This window comes from Duganella sp. GW821-FHT07G03 (assembly GCF_059418605.1).
The window spans coordinates 99,775-126,414 of the sequence record NZ_JBWKQE010000022.1 but is presented as its reverse complement, the minus strand read 5'-3'; the positions used below and the strand labels follow the sequence as shown (position 1 = coordinate 126,414).

The following is a 26,640-nucleotide window of genomic DNA, read 5'->3' as shown; positions in this document are numbered from 1 at the left end:
GCTTCGCCATCCAGTTTGAAGACCGGGTGCCGCAGGCTTAAACGAAAACCCGTTTACACAGAATACAGTACACCCCCTGATTCCAGCATCTGGATAAATCACTTTCAGCCGGGACCGCGAACCCGGAAAATTGAACTCTTGAACGATAGCTTGCAACGCGAAGCCGTACTCATAGGCGACCTCATTATGATTGAGGTGTTGCAAGGTTTTCGCCACGACAAAGACTTCGAATACGCAAAAAAATTACTTTCTTCTTTAAAAATGGTTCGTCTCGGTGGAAAGAAAATAGCAATTCAAGCCTCTAAAAATTACAGAACTCTGCGCCGGTTGGGGATCACGCCACGTAAAACCATCGACACCATCATAGCAACATGGTGCATAGAAAACGGCAGTCAGTTATTGCACGACGATCGAGATTTCATTCCGTTTTCTCAGCACCTCGGCTTACAGAGCCTGGACGCATGAAGTGGCGCAGCCCAAACTTAACAGACAGTGCGCCCGCCCGATTGAATTCACGGACGAAAAGCAAATCTTATTGTTCGTAGAGTTCGGACCAAGTTAATCGCTCTTCCAGCCACTCGTCCAGCTCGGATGCATCCAAACCCGAGAGCATCTTATCTTTGAACGGGCAGGAAAATGTGCATCAGCGCCGCATGCGAGCAATGGCTGCGGTCTCAACTTCTTCCCAAGTCAAACCGCCATTCGGGTTTGCATCATGCTCAGCCAGTAGCCTATCCAATTCGGCTTTTTGCTCCACAGTTGGTTGAGGCGCCGTGCCGCTCAAACCAACCACTACCTCTGGTGCAAGCGCGGCGACTGCGTCTCCATGCCGCTTGAGCAGCGACTTCGGCGCCGCCAGCAGCCAGGTTTGCGCCAGTCGCAACTTCGCGCCATCGGGGTGCGCTTGCGGCAAGCGCACCAGTACCCACGGATGATCGCGGTAGTGGTCGGTGATGTAGTACGTTTCCGGCTCCACCGTCAGCAAGCGTTCGCGCTCTTCCCATGTGGTGCGCACCGCTACCGTCTCGCCATCCTCCTTTAGCCGCGCCATCAGCTTGCCCTTCACCTTCAACGCCGGCGTTCCGTACGAGGTCGATTCTTCCACCTCGGGCAGCGCCAGACCCAGCGCCTTGAAAGTGTCGAAGTCCATGTCAGCCGAACGAGGTACACCAGCCGGCGGCCGTCACCAGCTTGCCGGGGAAGATGGCGCAGCCGCCCATGTCGTTCGGGCCGTCCTCGTAGATCTGGCACTTGCTGCAGCGGTCGCCGGCTTTGAAGTCGGGGAATTTGTGCCCGTCAACCTTGGCGGCGTCAACCACATAGTTGAACTCTTTGGCCAGCGGCTCGCCTTCCTTGAGCGGCACGCGCTCTTCGGCCCGGGCCATGCAGCCCAGCGTAGCAGCGGCCAGCCCGGCGCAAGTGTGCAGAATAAATACCCGGCGATTCGTCATCTTTTTTCCTTTCCGTCGCTGCCGCGCCACATGGCCACGGCCCGGTAATGATACGCGCTTGCGGTCGAAAACATACTGCTATACTCAATGTTGCCAAGCACTCTACATCGAACAAATTCTAACAAATAGAATGAGGGGACGACATGTACAAGGCCTTACGCACTCTAGCTCTATGCGGTACCTTAGGCACCCTGCTGGGCGCTTGCGGCAAGTCCGAGGCGCCCGTCTCGGCCGAGCAGGCCAGCGCCGACGCTGCGTTCCAGAAGAAGCTGCAGGAGCAGCTGCTCGACGCCAAACCCGGCAGCGTGGTCGAGATCCCGGCCGGTACCTATCATCTCACTAGCGGCCTCACCCTGCGCGGCAACGGCGTCACGGTGCGCGGCGCCGGCATGGACAAGACCATCCTCTCGTTCAAGGGCCAGGTCACCGGGCCGGAAGGCATGCTGGTCTACGCCAGCAACTTCACCATCGAAGGCCTGACCATCGAGGACTCCAAGGGCGACGGCCTGAAGATCAACGACGGCGACAACATCACCATCCGCAAGGTCAAGGTGCAGTGGACCGGCGGCTCCAAGGTCAGCAACGGCGCCTACGGCATCTACCCGGTCAAGACCCGCAACGTGCTGATCGAGGACAGCGTGGCGATCGCCGCGTCGGACGCCGGCATCTACGTCGGCCAGTCCAACGGCGTCGTGGTGCGCCGCTGCCGCGCCGAGCAGAACGTGGCCGGCATCGAAATCGAGAACACCATCAACGCCGACGTCTACGACAACGTCGCCACCAACAACACCGGCGGCATCCTGGTGTTCAACATGCCCAACCTGTCGCAGCCCGGCCATAGCACCCGCGTGTACCAAAACAAGGTCGAGAAGAACAACCTCGGCAACTTCGCCGCCCGCGGCACGGCCGTCGCCAGCGTGCCGGCCGGTTCCGGCATCGTCATCAACTCCAATTCGAAAGTGGAGATCTTCGACAACGACGTCACCGACAACCAGACCGCCAACGTCATCATCTCCAGCTACCACTCCACCGGCTACTTCACCGAGAAAGGCGTGGCCGCCGGTTACGATCCGTACCCGAAGGCGATCTACGTCTACGGCAACCGCTTCAAGGGCGGCGGCGATTCGCCCGACGGCCTGGACCTGAAAGCGCTGAAGATCGCCATGTACGGCATCGGCGGCCACCTGCCCGACGTGCTGTGGGACGGCTACGTCGACACCAAGCTGCTGGTCAAGGGCGTGATGCCGGCCGAGCAGCGCATCTGCATCCAGGACGGCGTGGACGTGCTGAACGCCGACGGTCCGAACAAATACAAGAACCCCAGCAAGGAAACGGCGCCGTTCCGCTGCGCGCTGGCCAAGCTGCCGCCGGTGACCATCGCCCAACTCGCCGCACAGTCATGATGGTGAGATTCGCAGCGATCACCTGCACGCTGATGCTCGCGGCATGCACGCAAACCCAGGCCCCGGTGAGCTTCATCACCGAAGGCAATCCGGCCAGGTTGAGCGACTGGCACTTGATGGCAGTCTCCGGCGGCCGCCTGAACCTGAACACCGGCGTGGTTCCCTACGACCTGAATACGCCGCTGTTCACCGACTACGCGCAGAAGCTGCGCACCGTCTGGATGCCGAAGGGCCAGAGCGCCGTCTACAACGCCGATACGACCTTCGATTTCCCGATCGGGACCATCATCAGCAAGACCTTCTACTATCCGAAGGCGGAAGGTCCCGCCAAGGCGGTGCTGGCCACCTACGACACCAGCAAGACCGGAGGCGACAAGCTTGACCTGGCCAATGTGCGCCTGGTCGAAACCCGCCTGCTGGTGCGCCGCGCCGACGGCTGGATCGCCCTGCCCTACGTGTGGAACGCCGAGCAGACCGAAGCCGTGCTGTCGCGCACCGGCGACCAGATACCGCTGGAAGTGGTGCATGCGGACCAGACCCGCAAGCCGCTGACCTACGTGGTGCCGAATGTGAACCAGTGCGCGTCCTGCCACGTGGCCGATGTGAAGTCGCGCCAGTTCCAGCCCATCGGCCCGAAGGCGCGGCATATGAACCGCAGCTACAGCTACGACGGCGTGACCGTCAACCAGCTCGACTACCTGGCCCGCATCGGCTACCTGAGCGGCGTACCGGCCAACGTCGCGGCCACGGCGCCGCACAACGCCAACTGGCGCGACCAGGGCCAGACGCTGGACGCGCGCGCCCGCGCCTACCTGGACATCAACTGCGCCCACTGCCACAACGACAAGGGCGCGGCCAACACCACCGCGCTGCACCTGAACATGGGCGCGCCGGCCGATCTGCATCTGGGTTTGTGCAAGCCGCCGGTGGCGGCGGGCGCCGGCACCGGCGGCCATGGCTACGGCATCGCGCCTGGCAAGCCGGATGAATCGATCATGGTCTATCGGCTCAACTCCGACCAGACCGGCATCATGATGCCGGAACTGGGCCGCGGCTCGGTCCACCAGGAAGGCGTGGAACTGATACGCGCGTGGATCGCCGCGATGAAACAAGGCTGCGGCGCGGCCTCGTAAGCTAAGGCGCTATGCGCTTGTCCTTGAAAAAGGCCCAGGTTTCATCGGCGTATTCGATATCGCCGTTTTGCTTGCCCAGCACCGCCAGCACCAGCCATGACAGGCTGTGCACGATGCTGGGTTGTACGTGGCCGGCGTTTTCCATTTTCAGGAATTCAACCTGTGCGCCTTTGGGATCGCTGCCCCAGACATAGCGCACCAGCGACGTCTTGTCGGCCGCATCGCGATGCGGCACCTGCGTGACGACCGGCGTAGGCGGCAGCTGCGCCAGCTCACGCCAGAACTTCACGGATTCCTCGGCACTCAAGCCGGAGCCGCGCCCGGTCAACAGGAAGTGACCGACTTCGCCGCCCGCGTATGGCGCGATCTTGTCCTCGGTGCCATGCGCCACCAGTATCGGCACGGCGCGCTTGGGGACCGGGCACAAATTCTTGGCAGGCATCAGCATGCTCGACACGGCCACCGCCGCCAGGCGCGGCCCCAGCTCGATCGCAGCGCGATACACCATGCCGCCACCATTGGAAGCGCCGGACAGATACACCCGCGATGGATCGGCATTGTGCTGCGCGACCGCCTGGTCGATCAGCGCGGCGATGAAGCCGACATCGTCGGTCTTGGGATTGGTGGGAGCGTCGGCGCGGCAGTCGTTCCAGCCCTGCTTGTCGTCGCTGCCTTTGGAGCCGTCGGGCGCGATGACCAGCAGGCCTTCGCGGTCGGCCACGGCCAGCCAGGCGGCGGCCGGATCGGCTATCCTGCCGCGGCCGAATGTAAGATTGGCGGTGGCCGCATGACCATGCAGCAGTATCACCAACGGCAACTTGCCCGCCGCAGGCGACGCCGGCTGCGCCAGCAAATAATGGCGCGGCCCTTCCGGCCGCTGCACCGTTTCGGAAACGATGGTCGCGGCGCCCGCCTGTAAAGCGGCGAAGGCTGCAATCAAGGGCAAATACCGGGTTACCGTCATCGTGCAGCCTTTCGTTCGTCTTAGTTGGAAGAACCCAGTTCGTCGCCCATTTCCTTGCCGCGCTGCTGGGCCGCTTTCATCGCCTTGACGATCGCCGCCTTCACGCCGCTGTCTTCCATGCTGGTCAGCGCCGCGTAGGTGGTGCCGCCCTTCGACGTCACCCGTTCGCGCAGCAGCGACACCGGCTCGTTCGACTGCACCGCCAGCTGCGAAGCGCCGGCGAAGGTGGCCAGCGCCAGCTGCTTGCCCTGCTCCGCGCTCAGGCCCATGTCCACGGCGGCCTGCTGCATCGCCTCGATGAAGTAGAACACATAGGCCGGGCCGCTGCCCGACACCGCCGTCACCGCATCGATCTGCGACTCGTCGTCCAGCCACACGGTCGGGCCGACGGCGCGCAGGATATCGTCGGCCGCCTGCTTCTGCGCCGCCGTCACGCCGGCCGTCGCCGCCATGCCGGTGATGCCCATGCCGATCAGCGCCGGCGTGTTCGGCATGCAGCGCACGATCGCGCCGTAGCCGCCCAGCCAGCGCGACAAGTCCACAATGCGGATGCCGGCCGCGATCGAGACGATCACCGGCTGCCTGGCCTGGTCGATCAGCGGCAGCAGCTGGGCCGCCACTTCGCGCATGCTTTGCGGTTTGACCGCCAGCACGATCACGTCCGCCGCCGAGACGGCGGCATCGGCGCCGCTGGCCGTGGTCACGCCGAACTGCTCACGCAGGCGAACCAGCGCTTCCGCGTTCGGATCGGCCACGTGGATGTTGGCGCCGGCGGTGAGCTTGTTGGCCAGTCCCGCGATCAGGGCGGAGGCCATGTTGCCGCCGCCGATAAATGCTATTTTCATCATCAAGCCTTGTGGTAGTTTCGTGAACCAAAAATGGCGCTGCCGACGCGCACGATGGTCGCGCCTTCGGCGATCGCGGCGCGCAGGTCGGCCGACATGCCCATCGACAGCGTGTCGAGCGCCAGGCCGTCGGCGCGCAGCTGCTCATACAACACGCGCAGCCGGGCGAACGCCGCCCGCTGCTGCGCAAAGTCTTCGGCCGGCTCGGGGATCGCCATCAGGCCGCGCAACGTCAGATTCGGCAGCGCCGCGACCTTGTGGGCCAGCTGCGCCAATTCCGCCGGGGCCACGCCGCTCTTGCTGGCTTCCCCGCTGATATTCACCTGCAAACAGATTTGCAACGGCGCCATGCCGGCCGGCCGCTGCTCGGACAGCCGCTGCGCGATCTTCTCGCGCTCGACCGTGTGCACCCAATCGAAGTGCTCGGCGATGGGGCGGGTCTTGTTGCTCTGGATCGGGCCGATGAAATGCCACTCCAGCGCGGGCGCTCCGGCCGCCTTCAGCGCGGCGATCTTGTCGAGCGCCTCCTGCAGGTAGTTTTCGCCGAAAGCGCGCTGGCCGGCCTGCACCGCCTCCAGCACCGCGTCCGGCCCGAAGGTCTTGGACACGGCCAGCAGCTGCACCGATTGCGGCGCACGGCCAACATCTTGGGCTGCGGCAACAATTGTCGAGGTGATTGCTTGCAAGTTCTGGGGGATCAGGGACATAATCATCGAGTAAAAAATCGTTAACAAACGCTAGGCACAGGGATTATAAATGGACATCTCCGAACTTCTCGCATTCTCCGTCAAGAACAAGGCCTCGGACCTGCACCTGTCAGCCGGGCTGCCGCCGATGATACGGGTACACGGCGACGTGCGGCGCATCAACCTGCCGCCGCTGGAGCACAAGGACGTGCACGGCATGATCTATGACATCATGAACGACGGCCAGCGCAAGGCCTACGAAGAGATGCTCGAATGCGACTTCTCGTTCGCGATTCCGGGCCTGGCGCGTTTCCGCGTCAACGCCTACAACCAGGAACGGGGCGCCTCGGCGGTACTGCGGACGATTCCATCGAAGATCCTCAGCCTGGAAGAGCTGAACGCGCCGAAGATCTTCGCCGAGTTCGCGCTCAAGCCGCGCGGGCTGGTGCTGGTGACGGGGCCGACCGGCTCCGGCAAGTCGACCACCTTGGCGGCGATGGTCAACCACCTCAACGAAAACGAGTACGGCCACATCCTGACGATCGAAGACCCGATCGAATTCGTGCACGAATCGAAGAAATGCCTGATCAACCAGCGCGAAGTGGGGCCGCACACGCTGTCGTTCAACAACGCGCTGCGCTCGGCCTTGCGGGAAGACCCGGACTGCATCCTGGTCGGCGAGTTGCGCGATTTGGAAACCATTCGTCTGGCCTTGTCGGCGGCCGAGACCGGCCACCTGGTGTTCGGCACCCTGCACACCTCGTCGGCCGCCAAGACCATCGACCGTATCGTCGACGTCTTCCCGGCCGATGAAAAGGAAATGGTGCGTGCCATGCTGTCCGAATCGCTGCAAGCGGTGATCTCGCAGACGCTGTTGAAAACCAAGGATGGCAACGGCCGCGTGGCGGCGCACGAAATCATGGTGGCGACGCCGGCGATCCGCAACCTGATCCGCGAAGCCAAGATCGCGCAGATGTACTCGGCGATCCAGACCGGCAGCAACGTCGGCATGCAGACCCTGGACCAGAACCTGACGGACCTGGTGCGCCGCAACGTCATCAGCGCCGCCGCCGCCCGCAGCGCCGCCAAAACGCCGGACAACTTCCCCGGCTAAAACCCGGGGGCAGTTCCGAATGTCAGACTTGCCCCCCAATGAAAGGAAACATCATGGAACGCGACCAGGCCTCCAAATTCATGTTCGACCTGCTGCGGCTGATGACCAGCAAGAAGGGCTCGGATCTGTTCATCACCGCCGGCTTCCCGCCCGCCATCAAGATCGACGGCAAGATGACGCCGGTGTCGTCGCAGGTGCTCACCTCGGCCCACACCATGGACCTGGCCCGCTCCATCATGAACGACAAGCAGACCGCCTCGTTCGAACTGACCAAGGAAGCCAACTTCGCCATCAGCCCCGGCGACCTGGGCCGCTACCGGGTGTCGGCGTTTGTGCAGATGAGCTCGGTCGGCATGGTGCTGCGGACCATCACCAGCGAAATCCCCAAACTCGAAGACCTCGGCCTGCCCGAGGTGCTCAAGGACGTCGTCATGTCCAAGCGCGGCCTGGTCATCATGGTCGGCGCCACCGGCTCCGGCAAGTCGACCACGCTGGCGGCCATGGTCGGCTACCGCAACGAGAACAGCTACGGCCACATCATCACCATCGAGGACCCGGTCGAGTACGTCCACCCGCACAAGAACTGCATCATGACCCAGCGCGAAGTGGGGGTCGACACCGAGGACTGGGCCATCGCGCTGAAGAACACGCTGCGCCAGGCGCCGGACGTGATCCAGATCGGCGAGATCCGCGACCGCGAAACCATGGACCACGCGATCGCCTTCGCCGAAACCGGCCACCTGTGCCTGGCCACCCTGCACGCCAACAGCGCCAACCAGGCGCTCGACCGCATCATCAACTTCTTCCCCGAGGAACGCCGCCAGCAGCTGCTGATGGACCTGTCGCTCAACCTCAAAGGCATGATCTCGCAGCGCCTGATCCCGCGCAAGGAATCCAAGGGCCGCGCGGTGGCGATCGAAATCATGCTCAACTCGCCGCTGATCTCGGACCTGATCTTCAAGGGCGAAGTCCATGAAATCAAGGAGCTGATGAAAAAGTCGCGCGAGCTCGGCATGCAGACCTTCGACCAGTCGCTGTTCGATCTGCACGAAGCGGATATCATTAGCTACGAAGACGCGCTGCGCAACGCCGACTCCGTCAACGACCTGCGGCTGGCCATCAAGCTCGAAGGCAAGGCCGCCAAGAACCGGGATCTCTCGGCCGGAACCGAACATTTAGGACTCGTCTAAAAATATGACCACCATTTACGACCTCGCCGCCGACAACCTGTCCGGCGCCCCCGTCAACCTGGGCCAGTACCAGGGCCAGGTACTGCTGATCGTCAACACCGCCAGCAAATGCGGCTTCACGCCGCAGTACAAGGGCCTGGAGGAGGTGTACCAGCAGTTCAAGGACCGGGGCGTGGTGGTGCTGGGCTTCCCCTGCAACCAGTTCGGCGCGCAGGAACCGGGCCAGGCCGAGGAGATCGGCGCCTTCTGCGAAAAGAACTACGGCGTCACCTTCCCGCTGTTCGCCAAGATCGACGTCAACGGCGACCACGCCCACCCGCTGTTTACTAAACTGAAGAAAGACGCCCCCGGCATCCTCGGCACCGAGGCCATCAAATGGAACTTCACCAAGTTCCTGATCCGCAAGGACGGCACGGTCTACAACCGCTACGCCCCCGCCACCAAGCCGGAAGACCTGGTGGCCGACATTACTAAACTGCTGGCGGAATAAGCACGCGTAACCCGCGCTCCACAATAAATTGTAAAAAGAGTGAAAACGTTTTCCAAAAAACGTGCCTCCGGTTAACTTTTCGGTAATAATGGCTTCTGGTCATTTCCAATTATCGAATCCGCCGCCTATGTCGTTGTTTGGAAAACTACTGTCGCGCTGGATGCGGATGGGGATGTACTCCCGCTTGTTCATCCCCATCTTCCTCATCATCGCCGTCGTGATCGGCGTGCGATACAGCCTATTGTTCCAGTCTGAAAGCGCGTATGCCAACGCCCGCTACCAGAAGGACGCGGGCGACCTCGGCGTTTACCTGCACAAGGCCCTGCTGCCCGCGCTGACCACGCCGGACCGCGCCGCCCTCGACAACACCCTGTCCAGCGCCCTGCTGCTGGAGGCCGACCTGGTCTCGGCGCGGCTGGACTACGCCGGCGGCCACCTGGAAGCGCTGCGCAGCACGCCGCCACTGCCGGACTACCCGGCCTGGTTCCGCGGCCTGAATGGCCTGCAAGCGATCAACCGTACCATCTACATCGGCAACGCCAGCCTGGTGCTGGGCTTCGAGCCGACGCTGCCGCTGGCGCAGGTGTGGCGCACGCTGCGCCAGCAGGCGGCGATCTCGCTGATCAACATCACCATCATCTACACGCTGCTGGGCATCATCATCTTCGCCAACCAGCGCATGCTCAAGCGCGTGAACGACACCACCACCCGCTTCCAGAACGGCGACCACGGCGTGCGCCTGCCGGTCGGCGGCACGCTGGAGGCGCGCACGCTGGCCGTCACCTTCAACAACATGGCGCAGCGCGTGCAGGCGCTGGTGCTCAAGCTCCAGCAAAGCCAGGACAAATTGAGCGAGCAGCTGGCGCAGACGCTGGAGGCGCAGGCGCTGCTGCAAGTGGAGAAGGAGCGCATCGAAGTCACGCTGGCCTCCATCGGCGATGCCGTCATCACCACCGATTTACACGGCAAGATCGCCACCGTCAACGACGTCGCCCAGCAGCTCACCGGCTGGCCGGAGGCGCGCGCGCGCGGCATGGAGCTGCACCAGGTGTTCGTACTGGCGAATAATTTCGGCCAGCATTCGCTGCTCAAGTCCATGGCGGCGATCTACGCCGGCGGCGAAGTGATCAAGGTCGGCAACCAGAGCCTGCGCAACCGCATGGGCCAGATCATCACCGTCGAATATACCGCCAACGCGATCCGCTCCGCGCGCAACGAGGTCCAGGGATCGGTGCTGGTGTTCCGCGACGTGACCGAGCGCCGCCAGCTGATGCAGCAGATCTCCTGGCAGAGCAACCACGACATCCTCACCGGCCTGCCCAACCGCGCGGCGCTGGCCACCCGCTTCGAGCAGGAAGTCATCCGCGCGCGCGAACAGGATTATCTGCTGGCCGTCTGCCTGTTCGACCTCGATCACTTCCAGTACGTGAACCAGACGCTGGGCCAGGACATCGGCGACGAGATCCTCAAGCAGGCCGCCAGCCGCCTGCACGACTTTGCCGACCAGCGCCACTACGTTGCGCGCCTGGGCGGCGACGAATTCGTGCTGCTGCTGCCGGAGATGGACAACCGCGCCGCCGTCGAACAGGCGCTGGACCGTCTGATGGCGGCGCTGTCGCGCGACTACCTGTGCGATGGCGAAGCGGTGGGCATGTCGGCCAGCGCCGGCGTGGCGGTCTACACCGGCAACGAGATCAGCGCCGACAGCCTGCTGCGCCACGCCGACCAGGCGCTGTACCAGGCCAAGATCACGGGCCGCAACCGCTACCACTTCTTCGACGCCGACCTCGACGAGCAGGTGCGCACCCACCACAACCGCCGCACCGAAGTGCGCGCCGCCCTGCTCGACGGCGAACTGCGGCTCTACTATCAACCGAAACTGGACATGCGCAAGGCCCGCATCGTCGGCATGGAAGCGCTGCTGCGCTGGCAGCACCCGCTGCGCGGCGTGGTCGGGCCGGGGGATTTCCTGCCCATCGTCGAGCACAGCGACGTCATCGTCGACATCGGCGAATGGGTGCTGCGCGAAGCCTTGCGCCAGTTGCAGGACTGGCGCGCCTTCGATGCGCGCTGGGTCATCAGCGTCAACATCGCCGCCCGCCATTTCCAGCGCACCGATTTCGTCGAACGGCTGACCGCCATCCTGGCCGAGTTCCCGGACGTGCCGCCGCATATGCTGGAGCTGGAGATACTGGAATCGTCGGCCTTGAGCGACATCGCCCACGTGCGCAGCATCATGCTCGATTGCCAGGCGCTGGGGATCAGCTTCGCGCTGGACGATTTCGGCACCGGTTATTCGTCGATGTCCTACCTGAAGCGGCTGCCGGCCGACATGCTGAAGATCGACCAGAGCTTCGTGCGCAACATGCTGGTGGACCGCGACGACCTGCACCTGGTGAGCGCCGTCATCGGCCTGGCCAAGGCCTTCGGCCTGGGCGTGATCGCCGAGGGCGTGGAGACGATGGAGCACGGCGCCATGCTGATGCGCCTGGGCTGCGACCTGGTGCAGGGCTACGGCATCGCCCGGCCGATGCCGGCGGACGAGGTGCTGGCGTGGGTCGCCAGTTTCGACACGGCGGCCGTGTGGCAGGCGGCCGCGCAGCTGCCGCCCATCTTCAGCCTGCACGGCGAGCCGGCCGGCGGCACCGCGCAGATGCCCTTATTTGTGCAGGGCTGAGTCGATCAGTTCTATCCAATGCCTGACCGGCGTGTCCGTGCCCGATTGCAGGTGCGCGGTGCAGCCGACGTTGGCCGAGACGATGGTGGTGGCGCCGGTGTCGGCCAGGTTGGCCAGCTTGCGGTCGCGCAGTTGCAGCGACAGTTCCGGTTGCAGCAGCGAGTAGGTTCCCGCCGAGCCGCAGCACAGATGGCTGTCCGCGCACAGCACGACATCGACGCCGACCGCCCGCAGCACGCCCTCCACCTTGCCGCGTATCTGCTGGCCGTGTTGCAGCGTGCAGGGCGGATGGTAAGCCACGCGCTCCGTGATGCTGGCGCGACGCTTCAACTCTTCCTCGAACTCCGGCATCACTTCGCTCAGGTCGCGCGTCAACGCCGAGATGCGCTGCGCCTTGTCGGCGTAGGCGCCATCATGCGCCAGCAGGTGGCCGTATTCCTTGACGGTGACGCCGCAGCCGGAAGCGGTCATCACGATCGCCTCCACCGCGCCGTCCTGCGCGTGCGGCCACCAGGCGTCGACGTTGCGGCGCATGTCGTCCAACGCCGCCTCCTGGTCGTTGAGGTGATGGCGCACCGCGCCGCAGCAGCCGGCCTTGGGCGCGACGATCAGTTGCACGCCCAGCGCATCGAGCACGCGGGCGGTGGCGGCGTTGATGTTGGGCGCCATCGCCGGCTGCGCGCAGCCTTCCAGCACCAGCATCTTGCGCGCGTGCGCGCGCGTCGGCCACACGCCGGCGCTTTGCAGCGCCGGGATCTTGTCCTGCATGGCGGGCGACAGCAGCGGCCGGAACAGCTGCCCGGCGCGCAATGCCGCGGTGAAGACGGCCTTGCGCGGCAAGGCCTCCTTCAGCACCAGCCGCTTCATGCGCTCGATGAACGGCCGCTGCACGCGCTGCTCCACCACCTTGCGGCCGATGTCGATCAGGCGGCCGTACTTGACGCCGGACGGACAGGTGGTCTCGCAGTTGCGGCAGGTCAGGCAGCGGTCCAGGTGGGTCTGGGTCTTGACCGTCACCGGCGCGCCTTCCAGCACCTGCTTGATCAGGTAGATGCGGCCGCGCGGGCCATCCAGCTCGTCGCCCAGCAGCTGATAGGTCGGGCAGGTGGCGGTGCAGAAGCCGCAGTGGACGCAGGATCGCAGGATGGCGTCTGCCTCTTCGCCTTCGCGGGTGTTCTTGATGAAGTCAGCCAGGTTGGTTTGCATGGGGTTCGCTAGTTCACTGGTACATGCGGCCGGGATTGAAGATCCCCGCCGGATCGAAGGACTGCTTCAGCCGCTCGTGGATCTTCGCCACGGCCGGCGCCAGCGGATGGAACACGCCGACGCTCTTGTCCGCGCTTCGGAACAGCGTCGCATGGCCGCCGGCCGCCGCCACGGCGCGGCGGATGCCGGCCGCCTGCCCGGCGTCGGTGGATTCGACCTTGAGCCAGCGCTGCGCCCCGCCCCACTCGATCAGCTGCTCGCCGCGCAGGATGATGGCGCTGGCCGCCGGCGGCACCGACAAACGCCACAAGCTGCCACCATCGAAATAGCCGTGCGTCTGGTCGCGCAGCGAGGTCCAGAATGCCGCGTCGCCGTCCAGCGGAGCGCCGCCCAGCTTGCGCTGCGCCGCCTCCACCGCCGCCTCGGCGCCGGACAGCCGCAGCGACAGCACGCCCTCATGCCAGCAGCTGGCCGATATCGGCAGCGGCTGGCCGGCCCATTCGTTCAGATGGCGCAGCGCGTCGATCTCACTCATCTCGAAGCGCAGGCTGGCCTCGCGCAGCGGCACCGGCAGCACCTTGAGCGACACCTCCAGTATCAGCCCCAGCGTGCCGAGCGAGCCAGCCAGCAGGCGCGAAACGTCGTAGCCCGCCACGTTCTTCATCACCTGGCCGCCGAAGCGCAGCGCCTCGCCGTGGCCGTCCATCAGCACCGCGCCGAGCACGAAATCGCGCACCGCACCTGCGCTGGCGCGGCGCGGGCCGGACAGAGCGCTGGCCACCACGCCGCCGATGGTCGATGCGGCGCCGTAGCGCGGCGGCTCGAAGGCCAGCATCTGCTGGTGCTGCGCCAGCAGCGCTTCGATCTCCGCCAGCGGCGTGCCGCAGCGCGCGGTGATGACCAATTCGGTCGGCTCGTAGGAGACGATGCCGGCATAGGCGCGCGTGTCGAGCAGCTCGCCCTGCGGCGCTTCGCCGTACCAGTCCTTGCTGCCGCCGCCGCGCAGGCGCAGCGGCGTGCCGGCCTCGGTGGCGACACGTATGCGCTCGCTGAACTGGGCGGCGATGTGGGAATACGATTCGGTCGTCATGTCGCTCCGTTTAAAAGCGCGGCAAATGGGAGAACGGCAGCATGCCGCCGCTGACGCGCATCTTGCCGAATTCGGCGCAGCGGTTCAGCGTGGGGATGGCCTTGTCGGGATTGAGCAGGCCGGCCGGATCGAAGGCGCGCTTGACCGAGAAGAAGGCATCCAGCTCGGCCGGCGCGAACTGCGCGCACATCGAATTGATCTTCTCGATGCCCACGCCATGCTCGCCGGTGATGGTGCCGCCCACTTCCACGCACAGCGCCAGGATCTCGGCGCCGAAGGCTTCGGCGCGCTCGAATTCATCGGGGATATTGGCGTTGAACAGGATCAGCGGATGCAGGTTGCCGTCGCCGGCGTGGAACACGTTGGCGCAGCGCAGGCCGTATTTGCTCTCCATCCGCGCGATCCCCTCCAGCACCTGGCCCAGGCGCTTGCGCGGGATGGTGCCGTCCATGCAGTAGTAGTCGGGCGAGATGCGGCCCGCCGCCGGAAACGCGTTCTTGCGGCCGGACCAGAACTTCAGCCGTTCCGCCTCCGACTGCGACACCGCGATGGCGCTGGCGCCGGCCGTGTTCAGCACCGCCGACATGCGGGCGATTTCCTCTTCCACTTCCTCGACTGTGCCGTCGGCCTCGCACAACAGGATGGCGGCGGCCTCGGTATCGTAGCCCGCCTTGACGAAGGGTTCGACCATGCGCGACGAGGTCTGGTCCATCATTTCCAGCCCGGCCGGGATGATGCCGGCCGCGATCAGCGCCGCCACCGCGTTGCAGCCCGCCGTCACCTCGTTGAACGACGCCATGATGACGCGCGCGGTGGCCGGCTTGGGCACCAGCTTGACCGTCACCTCGGTGACGATGCCCAGCATGCCCTCGGAGCCGATGAACACCGACAGCAGGTCCAGTCCCGGCGCGTCGAGCGCCTCGCCGCCCAGCTCCACCACATCGCCGTCGACGGTCACCATGCGCACGCGCAGCACGTTGTGCACGGTCAGGCCGTATTTGAGGCAGTGCACGCCGCCGGAATTCTCGGCCACGTTGCCGCCGATGGTGCAGGCGATCTGCGACGACGGATCGGGCGCGTAGTACAGGCCATGCGGCGCCGCCGCTTCCGAGATCGCCAGGTTGCGCACGCCCGGCTGCACCACGGCGGTCCGCGAATAGGCGTCCATGCGCACGATGCGGTTCAGGCGCGCGGTCGACAGCACCACGCCGTCGGCGATCGGCATGGCGCCGCCGGACAGGCCGGTGCCGGCGCCACGCGGCACGACAGGCACCTTCAGCTCGCGGCACACCTGCAGCACGGCGACGATCTGCGCCTCGCTGTCGGGCAGCACGACGATCATCGGCAGCTGGCGGTAGGCGGCCAGGCCGTCGCATTCATACGGGCGGGTATCTTCCGGTTCGGACAGGATGGCGCGCGCCGGCAGTACTTGCAGCAAGGCCGCGGCGACCTGCGTTCGGCGGGCGGCGATAGCGGCCAATACGGCCGGATCGGGAGTGGCAGTGTTCATGGGGCGGGCACCTGGGAGCACGAAATCAGATGTCGATTGTAAGCACAAACGCCCGATGCTGTGGAATGTTTGACTACTTTACGCAACTATCGCCGGGATGATGGCAACCCAACCGCCTCAACCTGCCGGCATGGGCGCGTACTTCGACGGCCGGCAAGGGGCCGCCGTGCCCCATGTAGAAGGTCTGCATGCCGGCATCGACCAGCTGCTGCAAGGCCGCCGCGGTGGCCTGCGGGTCATCCTCGAACGGCGGGCGGATCGCATGTCCCGTGCGCACCAGGCCTCCCAGCAGGATGCCGGACGCGATCAGGTCGCCCACCAGCACCTCGCCGCCCGTCAGCTCGATCGATACCGATCCGGCGGTATGGCCCGGCGTATGGCGCGCCACGCCCTCCACGCCGTACTGCGACAGCGGAACGACCTGCCCGTCGCCCATCAGGATATCCGGCGTGAACGGCACATAGGGCTGGCGTATCAGCCCAGTCTTGAGGAACAGGCGGCCGAACCAGCCGGTGCTGCAAAAGGTCATCGGCACCAGCTGGCGGTAGTGGGCAAGATCGGCGCGATGCGCCAGCACCGGTGCGCCCGTCAGCTCGCGCAGGCGCGCCGCGCTGCCGGCGTGGTCGACGTGCGCATGGGTGATGACGATCAGGCGGATGTCGGCAAAGCTCAAGCCGTGGCGCTTGAGGGCGCGGGCGATTTTGCCCTCCGAGCCGGGTAATCCGGCGTCGACCAGCACGCAGCCGCCGTCGCCGACAATCAGGTGGCAGTTGACCATGCCGAAAGGCAGAATGGCGATGCGAACAATACGTGGCGCAGCCATCGATACAGCTCCTTGAAAACAGTCTATGATCGTATTCTCAAGGCTGTCCGCGGCCGCCGCAAGTACGCACTTTTTGGTGCCTGTCGACTATTTGTAACGGATCTGGAAAGGAGCACCATGACGCAAGCGCGCTGGCATATCGAAAACCCGGTCGACTGTCCGCTGGTGGCGGCGATCAATATCGTCGGCGGCAAATGGAAGCCGATCATCCTGCACATGCTGGGTACAAGCGCCATGCGTTTTGGCGAACTTCAGCGCAGCATTCCGCCGGTCAGCCAGAAAATGCTGACCCAGCAGCTGCGCGAACTGGAGGCGGATGGCATCGTCCACCGCGAAGTGGTTGCGGAAAAGCCGCTACACATCGAATATTCGCTGACCGGGCTGGGCGCCAGCCTGTGGCCCGTGCTGCAAACGCTGTACGACTGGGGCCAGCAACTGGTGGAGCACAAGGCCGCTGCGTAGTCTACAATCGCATCCTCAACTTTCACGTATCAGGGAGCAGCATGGGCAATCGACTTTCCAAAATCGCCACCCGCACCGGCGACGGCGGCACCACCGGCCTTGGCGACGGCAGCCGCACCGACAAGGACAGCGTGCGCATCCACTCGATCGGCGAAGTCGACGAGCTCAATTCGCACATCGGCCTGCTGCTGTGCGAAGACATGCCAGCCGACCTGCGCGAAGAGCTGGTCACCATCCAGCACGACCTGTTCGACCTGGGCGGCGAATTGTGCATCCCCGGCTACCAGATGATCACCGAGGCGCACGTCGAGCGCCTCGATACGCTGCTGGCCAAGTACAACGCCACGCTGCCGGCGCTGACGGAGTTCATCCTGCCGGCCGGCTCGCGCGCGGCCTCGCAGGCGCACGTGTGCCGCACCGTGTGCCGCCGCGCCGAACGTGCCATCGTCACGCTGGGCAAGACCGAGACCATCCACGAGCATCCGCGCCAGTATGTGAACCGCTTGTCGGACTTGATGTTTGTGCTGTCGCGGGTGTTGAACCGCTTCGGCGGCGGCAGCGACGTGCTGTGGCAGCACGAGCGCAAGCGCGGCTAAGCGGCTTAACGGTCGGACTGGAACAGCAGCGCCATGCCCTTGGCCATGCTCAGGCGCGAGGCGCTGGCCGGATAGGCGCTGGACACCAGCGCCGCCTGGTCGCCGGTCGACAGCTTGCGGTAGAAGCTGACCATGTCGGTCGCCGGCCAGCCGGCGCGGTGGGCCAGCACCATGCCCAGCTGGTCCGCCTCCGATTCCTGCATGCTCGATAGTTTGGACAGGCGGATCTGCACTGACAGGTCGCTCTCCAGCCGTTCCATCACCACCTCCAGAGGCACCGCCGGATAGCGGTTCAGGAATAGCGCTTCCGACAAGGTTTCGCGGTGATGTTCGGCCACCGCGTGGGCGACTTCGTGCCCCAGCAGGGTGGCCAGTTCGCCATCGTTCAACGCCAACTGGCGTACAAACGCGCTACCCACCAGGATTTTCCCGCCTGCCATGCAGATGGCGTCGACTTCGGTGTCGCTGGTGGTATGGAACTCCCACTCCCACCCGGCCACTTCCGGCTTCAGCGCCACGGCGGCGCGTATCAGGCCCGCACCGATGGCTTGCAGCCGCGCCAGCAAGACGCGGTCGTCGTCCAGACGGCCGGCAGCCGCCAGTTCGACCACGCGGTCGATATAGCGGTCTTCCACCGTGCTGGCCACTTCCTCGGCGCTGAAACGCAATTCCTGCGCCCTGCCCGATTCCGGCACCTGCGCTCCCGCCGTTCCGCAAGCGAACAACAAACCGGCAAACAGGGAAGCGGCGGCATTCATGGCGATACAAACAGAATAAACTATTTATACCAATATAGGATGCGCTTTGGGGATAGGCAAGAAAAAACCCGGGGGTCAAGTTGAGGCAGCCAAGAGGCGGTTTCGCGGCTGCGCGAACAGAGGCAGAACGCCACTGGGCTTGCCGTAGAACTTGGCACTCGTCGCAGCCGGCACTACGCATTTAAGAAAGCGCCGGGGAACTTACGAAGCCGGGAAGAGCTGATGTTGCGCGCCACCATCGTTAAGATCCATGCGGATCACATGGCTGTCGCAGCGCGAACTTCGTCTGACACAGGCTGTCAAATTAGTTTGCGTTCTATATCCGCATCCGCCGCCGGCCAACCCATCAGGGGGAATAAGATGAATTTCAGCGTTGAAAGCAGAGCCATTTCAAGCCTCGACAAGCGGCATGACATCTTCATCACCGTTGTTCACCTTCCATGCCGCATCAAGGAAGAAATCCCCGACTTCCTCGCAAGGTGTCTGGATATTCCGAGCAATTTTGCGACGACATATCAACAGTATGTAGCGCTTGCAGACCGAGGTCCAAAGCCACACGGACACAACGGGAGGTATCGACCAAATCACGAAAGGGTACCGCTTTGGCTTGCAACACCTAATGCGTTCATCCATCAGTCCCTCAAAGTGCAACTAGCCATGAAAAGGCCATCTATACTTGTTGACATTGAGCGACAACAAATAACAGTTCAGAATCTTGATCGCCGCAATATTGCTGCCCATTCGTTGGATTATTGGTTGGATGAGGTCAACGGCAGCCAATTTCTGGCAGAAACCAAGATATCAAGATTGAGTGGTGAGTTCTTAGCGGCTTACTCGATGATGCTCGATGAGCTTATCCTTGATGGAGAAGACATTGCGGCGTCAGAGCAATACTTTCAAGACTCACTTCGGCATTACGAGATTGCGTATTCTCACAGCCCTAAAATTGGCAATATCACTTTGCAAGAGATACTTAGAGGTGGAATCGGGGCTGCCTGTTTGCTTCCTCTAAAAACAGGCATATGGGCTGGCCATACGAATCTATTGAGCGGAGACATATTGACTGGCTTCGAAATGGTCGTTGCGGGCGCCGGAATGACAATTTGTGCACTTAGCACGTTGTGGGTCGCAGACCGAATCATGCATGGCATAAAGAATTTTGGCAGTTTGGCAGAGACCAAACAAAGCGCTCAAACCAACTTACCAGACTCCGGTAGTCCGCCGGCTTAGCACAGCGTTAATGTATCTGCCCGGGAAATCCGGAGTTTCTCAAGTCTGACATTCGGACACGAGCTGTCAGACTTGCCCCTAAGGGTTAGCTGTTGTTGACGACCAGGCGCGGCTCGGCGGCGGCGTGGCGTTGCTTGATCGAGGCGGTGATGCCGGCGGCGTCCAGGCCCACGCTGGCCAGCAGCTTGGCCGGGTCGCCGTGGTCGATGAACTTGTCCGGCAGGCCCAGCATCTGCAGTGGCTTGACGATGCCTTCGGCGGCCATCGCTTCGGCCACGGCGGAACCGGCGCCGCCCATGATGGAACCCTCTTCCACCGTCACCAGGTAATCATGTTCGGCGGCCAGCTGCTTCACCAGTTCCACATCCAGCGGTTTGACGAAGCGCATGTTGGCGACCGTGGCGTCCAGCGTCTCGCCGGCGGCCATCGCCGGCGCCACCATCGAACCGAAGGCCAAAATGGCAATCTTCTGGCCCTTGCGCTTGATTTCGCCCTTGCCGATTTCAATCGTGGTCAGCTCCGGCTTGATCGCCGCGCCGGCGCCGGCGCCGCGCGGATAGCGGATCGCCGCCGGTCCCTTGTATTGGTAGCCGGTGGTCAGCATCTGGCGGCATTCGTTTTCGTCCGATGCGGCCATGACCACCATGTTCGGAATGCAGCGCAGGTACGCCATGTCGTAGTTGCCGGCGTGGGTGGCGCCGTCGGCGCCCACCAGGCCCGCGCGGTCCAGCGCGAACGTCACGTCCAGGTTTTGCAGCGCGACGTCGTGGATCAGTTGGTCGTAGCCGCGTTGCAGGAAGGTGGAGTAGATCGCCACCACCGGCTTCAGGCCTTCGCAGGCCAGACCGGCGCCGAAGGTCACGGCGTGCTGCTCGGCGATGCCGACGTCGAAATAGCGGTCCGGGAACTTCTGCTCGAAACCGACCATGCCCGAGCCTTCGCGCATGGCGGGCGTGATGCCGACCAGGCGCTTGTCGGCGGCGGCCATGTCGCACAGCCAGTTGCCGAAGACTTCCGTGTAAGTGACCTTGCCCGACGCCACGGCCGGCTTGAAGCCTTCGGCCGGGTTGAACTTGCCCGGGCCGTGGTACAGCACAGGGTCTGCCTCGGCCAGCTTGTAGCCCTGGCCCTTCTTGGTCACCACGTGCAGGAACTGCGGGCCCTTGAGCTGCTTGATGTTCTGCAGCGTCGGGATCAGCGATTCGAGGTCGTGGCCGTCGATCGGGCCGATGTAGTTGAAGCCGAACTCCTCGAACATGGTGGCCGGAACCACCATGCCCTTGGCGTGTTCTTCCAGCCGCTTGGCCAGCTCCAGCACCGGGCCGGGCAGCACGGACTTGCCGACATTCTTGGCGGCGGCGTAGAACTGTCCCGACATCAAACGCGCCAGGTAGCGGTTCAGCGCACCCACCGGCGGCGAGATCGACATGTCGTTGTCGTTCAGGATCACCAGCAGATTGACGTCTTCCTGCACGCCGGCGTTGTTCAGCGCTTCGAAGGCCATGCCGGCCGTCATCGAGCCGTCGCCGATCACCGCGATCGCGTGGCGGTGCTCGCCCTTGATCTTGGCCGCCTGCGCCATGCCCAGCGCCGCCGAGATCGAGGTCGACGAGTGCGCGGTGCCGAAGGTGTCGTACTCGCTTTCATCGCGCTTCGGGAAGCCGGAGATGCCGTTCAGCTGGCGCAGCGTGTGCATGCGCTCGCGGCGGCCGGTGAGGATCTTGTGCGAATAGGTCTGGTGGCCGACGTCCCACACGATGCGGTCGTGCGGCGTGTTGAACACGTAGTGCAGCGCCACGGTCAGCTCGACCGTGCCCAGGTTGGACGACAGGTGGCCACCGGTCTTGGACACCGAATCGAGCAGGTAGCCGCGCAGTTCATGCGCGAGCGGCGTCAGCTGATGGCGCGCCAGTTTGCGCACATCGGCCGGTGAGTCTATGTTTTCGAGCAATTTCATTTATGCCTTCCGCTGCACGATCAAATCCGCGAGTTCGCGTAACCGCAGAGCTTTTTCTCCAAACGGCGCGAGCGCTGCGTGCGCGTCGAGCCGTAATTGTTGCGCCAACGCGCGCGACGGTTCCAGACCCAGGATCGAGACATAGGTCGGCTTGTTGTCGGCGGCGTCCTTGCCGGCGGTCTTGCCCAGCGTGGCCGAATCGGCCGTGGCGTCGAGCACGTCGTCCACCACCTGGAAGGCCAGGCCGATGGCGCGCGCATAGTCGTTCAGCGCGCTCAGCTCGGCCGGATCGAGATCCTTGCCGGCCAGCGCGCCCAGTACCACGGCGGCGCGCAGCAGCGCGCCGGTTTTGAGCTGGTGCATCTGCTCCAGCTGTTCCAGCGTCAGGCTCAGGCCTACGCTGTCGAGATCGATCGCCTGGCCGCCGCACATGCCGGCCGAGCCGGAGGCGTGCGCCAGCAGACGCAGCATCGCCAGCTGGCGCGCCGGCGGGATCGTATCCGCCTCGGACAGCACCAGGAAGGCCTGCGATTGCAGCGCGTCGCCGACCAGCAGCGCGGTCGCTTCGTCATAGGCCACGTGCACCGTCGGCTTGCCGCGGCGCAGTTCATCGTCGTCCATGCACGGCATGTCGTCGTGCACCAGCGAGTAAGCGTGAATCATTTCCACCGCCGCTGCGGCGCGGCTCAGGATGGCCGCGTCGGCGCCGAACAGCGCGCCGGCGGCGTACACCAGCAGCGGACGCACGCGCTTGCCGCCGCCCAGCAGCGCATAGCGCATCGCCGCGTGCAGCTTGGTCGGCACCACCGTGGCGGCGGGCAGGAAACCGGATAAATCGTTTTCCGACGCCGCCTGCACGGTCTTCATCCAATCGTCGAAGGCGCCGTTCATTGTTCGGCCTCGCCGGCTTCAACGAAAGGCTTGAGCATGTCGCCTTCCAGCACCTTGACCTGGGATTCCACTTTTTCCAGCTGGGCGGCGCAGAACTTCACCAGCTCCGAGCCGCGCGCATAGGCGGCCACCGAGGCTTCCAGCGGCAGTTGGCCTGCCTCCATTTGTGCAACCAGCTGCGCCAGTTCCGCCATCGCTTCTTCAAACGAGACGGGGGCGGCGGCGGTCGCGTCGGCAGTTAATTTCTTAGACATAGTCACTCAGGTTTCAAGGCAAAAACACGTGCCAGCGCAGTGTAGCCCGTTATTTTAGAACAAACCACCTTATCCGGTGGAACTATAGCGGACTAGCCGAGGGCGTAAACTATGGATTTTATCGCAATCGTCCCCATATCCTGCACAAGCATGCGTTTATTGCAATGATATCCACTAAAACGAGCACGACAGTCCGCTGGAACGGGGAGAAACGCGGTATAATCTCCGGTTCTGTCCGAAATACCATTTTCAACAACTTTGAATTCAGGTCTTTACGGATTCTGTCTCTCTTTGGTGCACATATTAAGGGGGGTTGGGATGTCCGATCTGGGTACCCACGCCAAGCTGGCGCGTCCACACGCGCAACTTCCGGTTGACGTCTATTTTGACGAAGCGCTACTGCAGCGGGAAATGCAGCAACTATTTCAGGCCGGCCCGCGCTACATCGGGCATGAGCTGATGGTGCCGAATGCCGGCGACTTCGCGACCCTCGTTTCCGAAAACGAAGGGCGTATGCTGGTGCGCAACGCAAACGGCTTGGAGCTGCTGTCCAACGTCTGCCGCCACCGCCAGGCGCTGATGTTCAACGGCCGCGGCAACGCCAACAACATCGTCTGCCCGCTGCATCGCTGGACCTACGACCTCAAGGGGGAGCTGATCGGCGCGCCGCACTTCCCGGAGACGCCGTGCCTGAACCTGCCGAAGACCAAGCTGCAAAACTGGAACGGCCTGCTGTTCGAGCAGAATGGCTATAACGTCATGGAAAAACTGTCCGAACTCTCGGTCACCAAGGACCTTGATTTCTCCGGCTATATGTTCGACCACGTCGAAGTCCAGACCTGCAACTACAACTGGAAGACTTTCATTGAAGTCTACCTGGAAGACTATCACGTCGAGCCCTTCCATCCCGGCCTGGGCGGCTTCGTCAGCTGCGAAGACCTGCGCTGGGAATTCGGCCGCGACTACAGCGTGCAGACGGTCGGCGTCAACAGGGGCTTGCAAAAGTCCGGCTCCGAGATCTACAAGCGCTGGCAGGAGCAGGTGCTCAAGTTCCGTGGCGGCGAACCGCCGCCGTATGGCGCGATCTGGCTGACGCTGTATCCGAACATCATGGTCGAATGGTATCCGCATGTGCTGATCGTCTCGACGCTGTGGCCGGACGGCCCGCAGCGCACCAAGAACGTGGTCGAGTTCTACTACCCCGAGGAAATCGTGCTGTTCGAGCGCGAGTTCATCGAGGCGGAACGCGCGGCCTACTTTGAAACCTGCGCCGAGGACGACGAGATCGCCTTGCGCATGGATGCCGGCCGCAAGGCGCTGATGCAGCGCGGCACCAGCGATGCCGGTCCCTACCAGTCGCCGATGGAAGACGGCATGCAGCACTTCCACGAATGGTATCGAGCCAATATCGATTTATAGGAAACCGATGCAGTCACTTTGGATGTTGTTCGCCAGTTTCATGTTCGCCGCGATGGGGGTGTGCGTGAAGCTGGCCTCGGAGCAGTTCTCCACATCCGAAATCGTGATGTACCGTGGCGTGGTCGGCGTGACCGTGCTGTTCACCATCATCAAACTTCAAGGCGGTAAATTCACCACCACCATGCCGGGCGCCCACTTGTGGCGCGGGCTGGTCGGCGTGGTGTCGCTGTGGCTGTGGTTCTACGCCATCGCCAAGCTGCCGCTGGCCACCGCCATGACGCTCAACTACATGGCGCCGATCTGGATCGCCGTGTGGCTGTTCGCGCTGGGCTGGTGGCATGCCAAGAACCAGGTCAAGTGGCCGCTGCTGGCGGCGGTCGGCATGAGCTTTGTCGGCGTCACGCTGCTGCTGCAGCCGGCCTTCCATTCGAATCAACTGACGCCGGCGCTGATCGCGCTCAGCTCCAGCGTGCTGTCGGCCATGGCTTACATGCAGGTGCGCAAGCTGGGGCTGGCGGGCGAGCCGGAGAACCGCGTGGTGTTCTATTTCTCGATCATGAACCTGCTGGCCGGCATCGCCGGCAATTTCGCGTTTGCCGGCGACCAGGGCGCGGTGTGGCATCCGATCACCAGCGTGCACGGCGGCTTGCTGTTGCTGGGCATCGGCATCTGCGCCACCAGCGCGCAGATCGCCATGACGCGCGCCTATCGGCTGGGGCAGACGCTGGTGGTGGCCAATCTGCAATACACCGGCATCGTGTTTTCCAGCGTCTGGGGCGTGCTGGTGTTCGGCGACGTGTTCAGCTGGCATAGCTGGGCCGGCATAGCCGTGATACTGGCGTCCGGCGTGGCCACAACGTTTTACAATACGCGTAACACCGAGCGCGGTAAGGCGATAGCCATTACCGATCCAATAGCCAGCGAAGTCTAAGGAACCCCGGAATATGCACACCACCCTGATCAGCGCCACCGAACTGTCCCAGCACCTGACCGACGACAATTGGGTGATACTCGATTGCCGCCATGATCTGATGAATCCCAACGCGGGCCGCGACGGCTTTGCCATCGGCCATATCCAGAACGCGCAGTTTGCCAACATCGATACCGATCTGTCGGGCGCCAAGCGGGGTGTGGACGGCAAGTTCCGTGGCCGCCATCCGCTGCCGGAGCGCGCCGCGCTGATCGAGACCTTGCGCGGCTGGGGCATCGACGACGACACGCAGGTGGTGGCCTATGACGCGCACGGCGGCATGTTCGCGGCGCGCTTGTGGTGGTTGCTGCGCTGGGTAGGCCATCCGGCGGTGGCGGTGCTGGACGGCGGCCTGGCCGCGTGGCAGTCGCAGGGCTTGCCGATGGTGACGCCGGAAGCGCCACGCGCGCGCGGCACGATCCATGAGCAGCCATCGCTGGCGCCGACGGTGTCGCTGGAGGACGTGCTGGCCAACCTGGCCACGCAGGCACGCACCGTGGTCGACGCCCGCGCGGCCGATCGTTATCGCGGCGAGAACGAGACCATCGATCCGGTCGGCGGCCATATTCCCGGCGCCAGGAACCGCTTCTTCAAGGACAACCTGAACGCCGACGGCCGCTTCAAGGACGCCGCGCAATTGAAGGAGGAATTCGCGCCGCTGTTCGCCAGCGCGCCGCAGGCGATCATGCAGTGCGGTTCGGGCGTGACGGCCTGCCACAATCTGCTGGCACTGGAAGTGGCCGGCCTGAGCGGCGCCGCGCTCTACCCCGGCTCCTGGAGCGAATGGTGCGCCGACCCGGCGCGGCCGATGGCGACTGGCGCTTAACGCTTGCGTGTTTGACGTGGCCAGCGCGTCACTCTGAGCTCGTTGTTGGCGACATAGTACTCAATGCGGCGCGGCGATCCTGCGCCGCGATATAAACGATCGACCCGGAGTAAGCTTTTCGCGCACTGGGTAGCCAGCGCACCCGAAGACTACCCGATCCGGCGTTTCCGCTTGCCATGGATGGCGATCAGCTGACGTGCTTCCGCCATGACTTCGGCGTTATCGATACCGGCGTTGTGCTTGAAATACTCGTCGGCTTCCAGGTCCGCCAGAATTCCTTCCTCAACATCATCAAACCCGACTTCCGGCTCCCACATCCTGCGTATAGACATGCGCCATGGTCTGATCGAGCGACGCCTGCGCTTGAGCAGACCAGCTTACAACGAGGCTAGCCGGCTTTCCGTTTGCGCTGGACATTCGATTCCAGTATTCGGCGCGCCTGCTCCATGACTTCTTCGTTCGGAATGGTTCGGCCCGCCTCTATATCGGCTTGGGCTGCGAGATCGGCTTGAATGCTTTCTTCCGTATCGTCGAAACCATACAGCCAGACATCGGGCCAAAGATGCTCCGCGCTAACCTGAGCCAGCGCAGCCAAGCGTTCCAGGCGCGCGCGGTCGGCGGCGGACAATGCCGCCAACGCTTCAGCCTGCTTTTTTTGTCTGGAGTTCATCCCGTCATCATACTCCCGGCGCCGC

The 26,640-nt window shown here is 63.7% G+C and carries 28 protein-coding genes; 13 read left to right on the top strand and 15 right to left on the bottom strand.

Translation table 11 applies throughout. From position 1 onward, the window contains the following. Window positions 1-465, top strand: a 465-nt coding sequence (gene vapC / locus AC07OK_RS24145) for a type II toxin-antitoxin system VapC family toxin (protein ID WP_494692668.1), incomplete at its 5' end; no start/stop codon positions are given. A gap of 178 nt (window positions 466-643) precedes the next feature. Here the strand turns inward: vapC and AC07OK_RS24140 are convergent. Next, on the bottom strand, window positions 644-1,150 hold the full coding sequence (locus AC07OK_RS24140; RefSeq protein WP_494692667.1) for an MmcQ/YjbR family DNA-binding protein: 507 nt from the start codon (window positions 1,148-1,150) through the stop codon (window positions 644-646). A 1-nt stretch (window position 1,151) separates the two neighbouring features. Beyond that, complete coding sequence (locus AC07OK_RS24135) at window positions 1,152-1,451, bottom strand: high-potential iron-sulfur protein (protein WP_494692666.1); 300 nt, start codon at window positions 1,449-1,451, stop codon at window positions 1,152-1,154. Between the two features lie 143 nt (window positions 1,452-1,594). On the opposite strand from AC07OK_RS24135, the gene AC07OK_RS24130 reads away from it, so the two are divergent. Both AC07OK_RS24130 and AC07OK_RS24125 read left to right on the top strand, forming a co-directional pair. Beyond that, on the top strand, window positions 1,595-2,854 hold the full coding sequence (locus AC07OK_RS24130; RefSeq protein ID WP_494692665.1) for a parallel beta-helix domain-containing protein: 1,260 nt from the start codon (window positions 1,595-1,597) through the stop codon (window positions 2,852-2,854). After that, on the top strand, window positions 2,851-3,987 hold the full coding sequence (locus tag AC07OK_RS24125; RefSeq protein WP_494692664.1) for an SO2930 family diheme c-type cytochrome: 1,137 nt from the start codon (window positions 2,851-2,853) through the stop codon (window positions 3,985-3,987). The genes AC07OK_RS24130 and AC07OK_RS24125 overlap by 4 nt, the downstream gene beginning before the upstream one ends. 1 nt (window position 3,988) lies before the next feature. On the opposite strand, the gene AC07OK_RS24120 is transcribed toward AC07OK_RS24125, so the two are convergent. Genes AC07OK_RS24120 through AC07OK_RS24110 form a run of 3 tightly spaced genes read right to left on the bottom strand, consistent with a single transcriptional unit; the run spans window position 3,989 to window position 6,503 of the window. Further along, window positions 3,989-4,951, bottom strand: coding sequence for a CE1 family esterase (locus AC07OK_RS24120; RefSeq protein ID WP_494692663.1), 963 nt, complete (start codon window positions 4,949-4,951; stop codon window positions 3,989-3,991). Window positions 4,952-4,971: 20 nt separating this feature from the next. Beyond that, on the bottom strand, window positions 4,972-5,796 hold the full coding sequence (gene proC, locus AC07OK_RS24115) for a pyrroline-5-carboxylate reductase (RefSeq protein ID WP_494692672.1): 825 nt from the start codon (window positions 5,794-5,796) through the stop codon (window positions 4,972-4,974). Window positions 5,797-5,798: 2 nt separating this feature from the next. Continuing rightward, window positions 5,799-6,503 (bottom strand): YggS family pyridoxal phosphate-dependent enzyme, encoded by a 705-nt coding sequence (locus AC07OK_RS24110; protein WP_494692662.1) that lies wholly within the window; start codon window positions 6,501-6,503, stop codon window positions 5,799-5,801. Between the two features lie 49 nt (window positions 6,504-6,552). Here AC07OK_RS24110 and AC07OK_RS24105 point away from each other — a divergent pair, with 49 nt between their 5' ends. The 4 genes from AC07OK_RS24105 to AC07OK_RS24090 all read left to right on the top strand — a co-directional run bounded on the left by AC07OK_RS24105 (window position 6,553) and on the right by AC07OK_RS24090 (window position 11,953). Further along, on the top strand, window positions 6,553-7,596 hold the full coding sequence (locus tag AC07OK_RS24105) for a type IV pilus twitching motility protein PilT (protein WP_020704971.1): 1,044 nt from the start codon (window positions 6,553-6,555) through the stop codon (window positions 7,594-7,596). A 53-nt stretch (window positions 7,597-7,649) separates the two neighbouring features. Further along, window positions 7,650-8,786 (top strand): PilT/PilU family type 4a pilus ATPase, encoded by a 1,137-nt coding sequence (locus AC07OK_RS24100; protein WP_492926624.1) that lies wholly within the window; start codon window positions 7,650-7,652, stop codon window positions 8,784-8,786. A gap of 4 nt (window positions 8,787-8,790) precedes the next feature. Continuing rightward, on the top strand, window positions 8,791-9,276 hold the full coding sequence (locus tag AC07OK_RS24095; protein WP_494692661.1) for a glutathione peroxidase: 486 nt from the start codon (window positions 8,791-8,793) through the stop codon (window positions 9,274-9,276). A 172-nt stretch (window positions 9,277-9,448) separates the two neighbouring features. Then, window positions 9,449-11,953, top strand: coding sequence for an EAL domain-containing protein (locus tag AC07OK_RS24090; RefSeq protein WP_494692660.1), 2,505 nt, complete (start codon window positions 9,449-9,451; stop codon window positions 11,951-11,953). Here the strand turns inward: AC07OK_RS24090 and glcF are convergent. The 4 genes from glcF to AC07OK_RS24070 all read right to left on the bottom strand — a co-directional run bounded on the left by glcF (window position 11,936) and on the right by AC07OK_RS24070 (window position 16,582). Beyond that, on the bottom strand, window positions 11,936-13,159 hold the full coding sequence (gene glcF, locus AC07OK_RS24085; RefSeq protein ID WP_494692659.1) for a glycolate oxidase subunit GlcF: 1,224 nt from the start codon (window positions 13,157-13,159) through the stop codon (window positions 11,936-11,938). The two genes, AC07OK_RS24090 and glcF, sit on opposite strands and share 18 nt — an antisense overlap. Window positions 13,160-13,172: 13 nt before the next feature. Then, window positions 13,173-14,249, bottom strand: a complete 1,077-nt coding sequence (gene glcE, locus AC07OK_RS24080; RefSeq protein ID WP_494692658.1) for a glycolate oxidase subunit GlcE — start codon at window positions 14,247-14,249, stop codon at window positions 13,173-13,175. A gap of 10 nt (window positions 14,250-14,259) precedes the next feature. Next, entirely contained in the window at window positions 14,260-15,759 is a 1,500-nt protein-coding gene (locus AC07OK_RS24075) for an FAD-linked oxidase C-terminal domain-containing protein (protein WP_494692657.1), read from the bottom strand. 73 nt (window positions 15,760-15,832) lie between these two features. Further along, a complete protein-coding gene (locus tag AC07OK_RS24070; RefSeq protein WP_494692656.1) occupies window positions 15,833-16,582 on the bottom strand; it encodes an MBL fold metallo-hydrolase in 750 nt (249 codons plus the stop codon). Window positions 16,583-16,699: 117 nt separating this feature from the next. Here AC07OK_RS24070 and AC07OK_RS24065 point away from each other — a divergent pair, with 117 nt between their 5' ends. Then, window positions 16,700-17,044, top strand: a complete 345-nt coding sequence (locus AC07OK_RS24065; protein ID WP_494692655.1) for a winged helix-turn-helix transcriptional regulator — start codon at window positions 16,700-16,702, stop codon at window positions 17,042-17,044. Between the two features lie 41 nt (window positions 17,045-17,085). Beyond that, the gene (locus tag AC07OK_RS24060; RefSeq protein WP_020704961.1) at window positions 17,086-17,640 is read left to right on the top strand and encodes a cob(I)yrinic acid a,c-diamide adenosyltransferase; all 555 of its coding nucleotides are present in this window, start codon (window positions 17,086-17,088) and stop codon (window positions 17,638-17,640) included. Between the two features lie 5 nt (window positions 17,641-17,645). On the opposite strand, the gene AC07OK_RS24055 is transcribed toward AC07OK_RS24060, so the two are convergent. Next, on the bottom strand, window positions 17,646-18,398 hold the full coding sequence (locus tag AC07OK_RS24055; RefSeq protein WP_494692654.1) for a M48 family metalloprotease: 753 nt from the start codon (window positions 18,396-18,398) through the stop codon (window positions 17,646-17,648). Window positions 18,399-18,620: 222 nt separating this feature from the next. Between AC07OK_RS24055 and AC07OK_RS24050 the strand changes: the two genes are divergently transcribed. Continuing rightward, the gene (locus AC07OK_RS24050) at window positions 18,621-19,628 is read left to right on the top strand and encodes a hypothetical protein (protein ID WP_494692653.1); all 1,008 of its coding nucleotides are present in this window, start codon (window positions 18,621-18,623) and stop codon (window positions 19,626-19,628) included. A gap of 85 nt (window positions 19,629-19,713) precedes the next feature. Here the strand turns inward: AC07OK_RS24050 and dxs are convergent, their stop codons facing one another. From dxs to AC07OK_RS24035, 3 genes are read right to left on the bottom strand one after another with little or no spacing between them, the layout of a single operon-like run. Next, entirely contained in the window at window positions 19,714-21,585 is a 1,872-nt protein-coding gene (gene dxs / locus AC07OK_RS24045; RefSeq protein ID WP_494692652.1) for a 1-deoxy-D-xylulose-5-phosphate synthase, read from the bottom strand. Beyond that, a complete protein-coding gene (locus AC07OK_RS24040; RefSeq protein WP_494692651.1) occupies window positions 21,586-22,476 on the bottom strand; it encodes a polyprenyl synthetase family protein in 891 nt (296 codons plus the stop codon). Then, window positions 22,473-22,730 carry an exodeoxyribonuclease VII small subunit gene (locus AC07OK_RS24035; RefSeq protein ID WP_494692650.1) on the bottom strand — a complete coding sequence of 86 codons (258 nt, stop codon included), beginning with the start codon at window positions 22,728-22,730 and terminating at the stop codon, window positions 22,473-22,475. The genes AC07OK_RS24040 and AC07OK_RS24035 overlap by 4 nt, the downstream gene beginning before the upstream one ends. A gap of 318 nt (window positions 22,731-23,048) precedes the next feature. Here AC07OK_RS24035 and AC07OK_RS24030 point away from each other — a divergent pair, with 318 nt between their 5' ends. From AC07OK_RS24030 to AC07OK_RS24020, 3 genes are read left to right on the top strand one after another with little or no spacing between them, the layout of a single operon-like run. Beyond that, complete coding sequence (locus AC07OK_RS24030; RefSeq protein WP_494692649.1) at window positions 23,049-24,149, top strand: aromatic ring-hydroxylating oxygenase subunit alpha; 1,101 nt, start codon at window positions 23,049-23,051, stop codon at window positions 24,147-24,149. Window positions 24,150-24,156: 7 nt separating this feature from the next. Next, complete coding sequence (locus AC07OK_RS24025) at window positions 24,157-25,080, top strand: DMT family transporter (RefSeq protein ID WP_494692648.1); 924 nt, start codon at window positions 24,157-24,159, stop codon at window positions 25,078-25,080. Window positions 25,081-25,093: 13 nt separating this feature from the next. Further along, the gene (locus tag AC07OK_RS24020) at window positions 25,094-25,945 is read left to right on the top strand and encodes a sulfurtransferase (RefSeq protein WP_494692647.1); all 852 of its coding nucleotides are present in this window, start codon (window positions 25,094-25,096) and stop codon (window positions 25,943-25,945) included. Window positions 25,946-26,094: 149 nt separating this feature from the next. Here the strand turns inward: AC07OK_RS24020 and AC07OK_RS24015 are convergent, their stop codons facing one another. Continuing rightward, entirely contained in the window at window positions 26,095-26,277 is a 183-nt protein-coding gene (locus tag AC07OK_RS24015; RefSeq protein ID WP_494692646.1) for a hypothetical protein, read from the bottom strand. Window positions 26,278-26,333: 56 nt separating this feature from the next. After that, a complete protein-coding gene (locus AC07OK_RS24010; protein ID WP_494692645.1) occupies window positions 26,334-26,615 on the bottom strand; it encodes a hypothetical protein in 282 nt (93 codons plus the stop codon). Window positions 26,616-26,640: the final 25 nt, after the last annotated feature.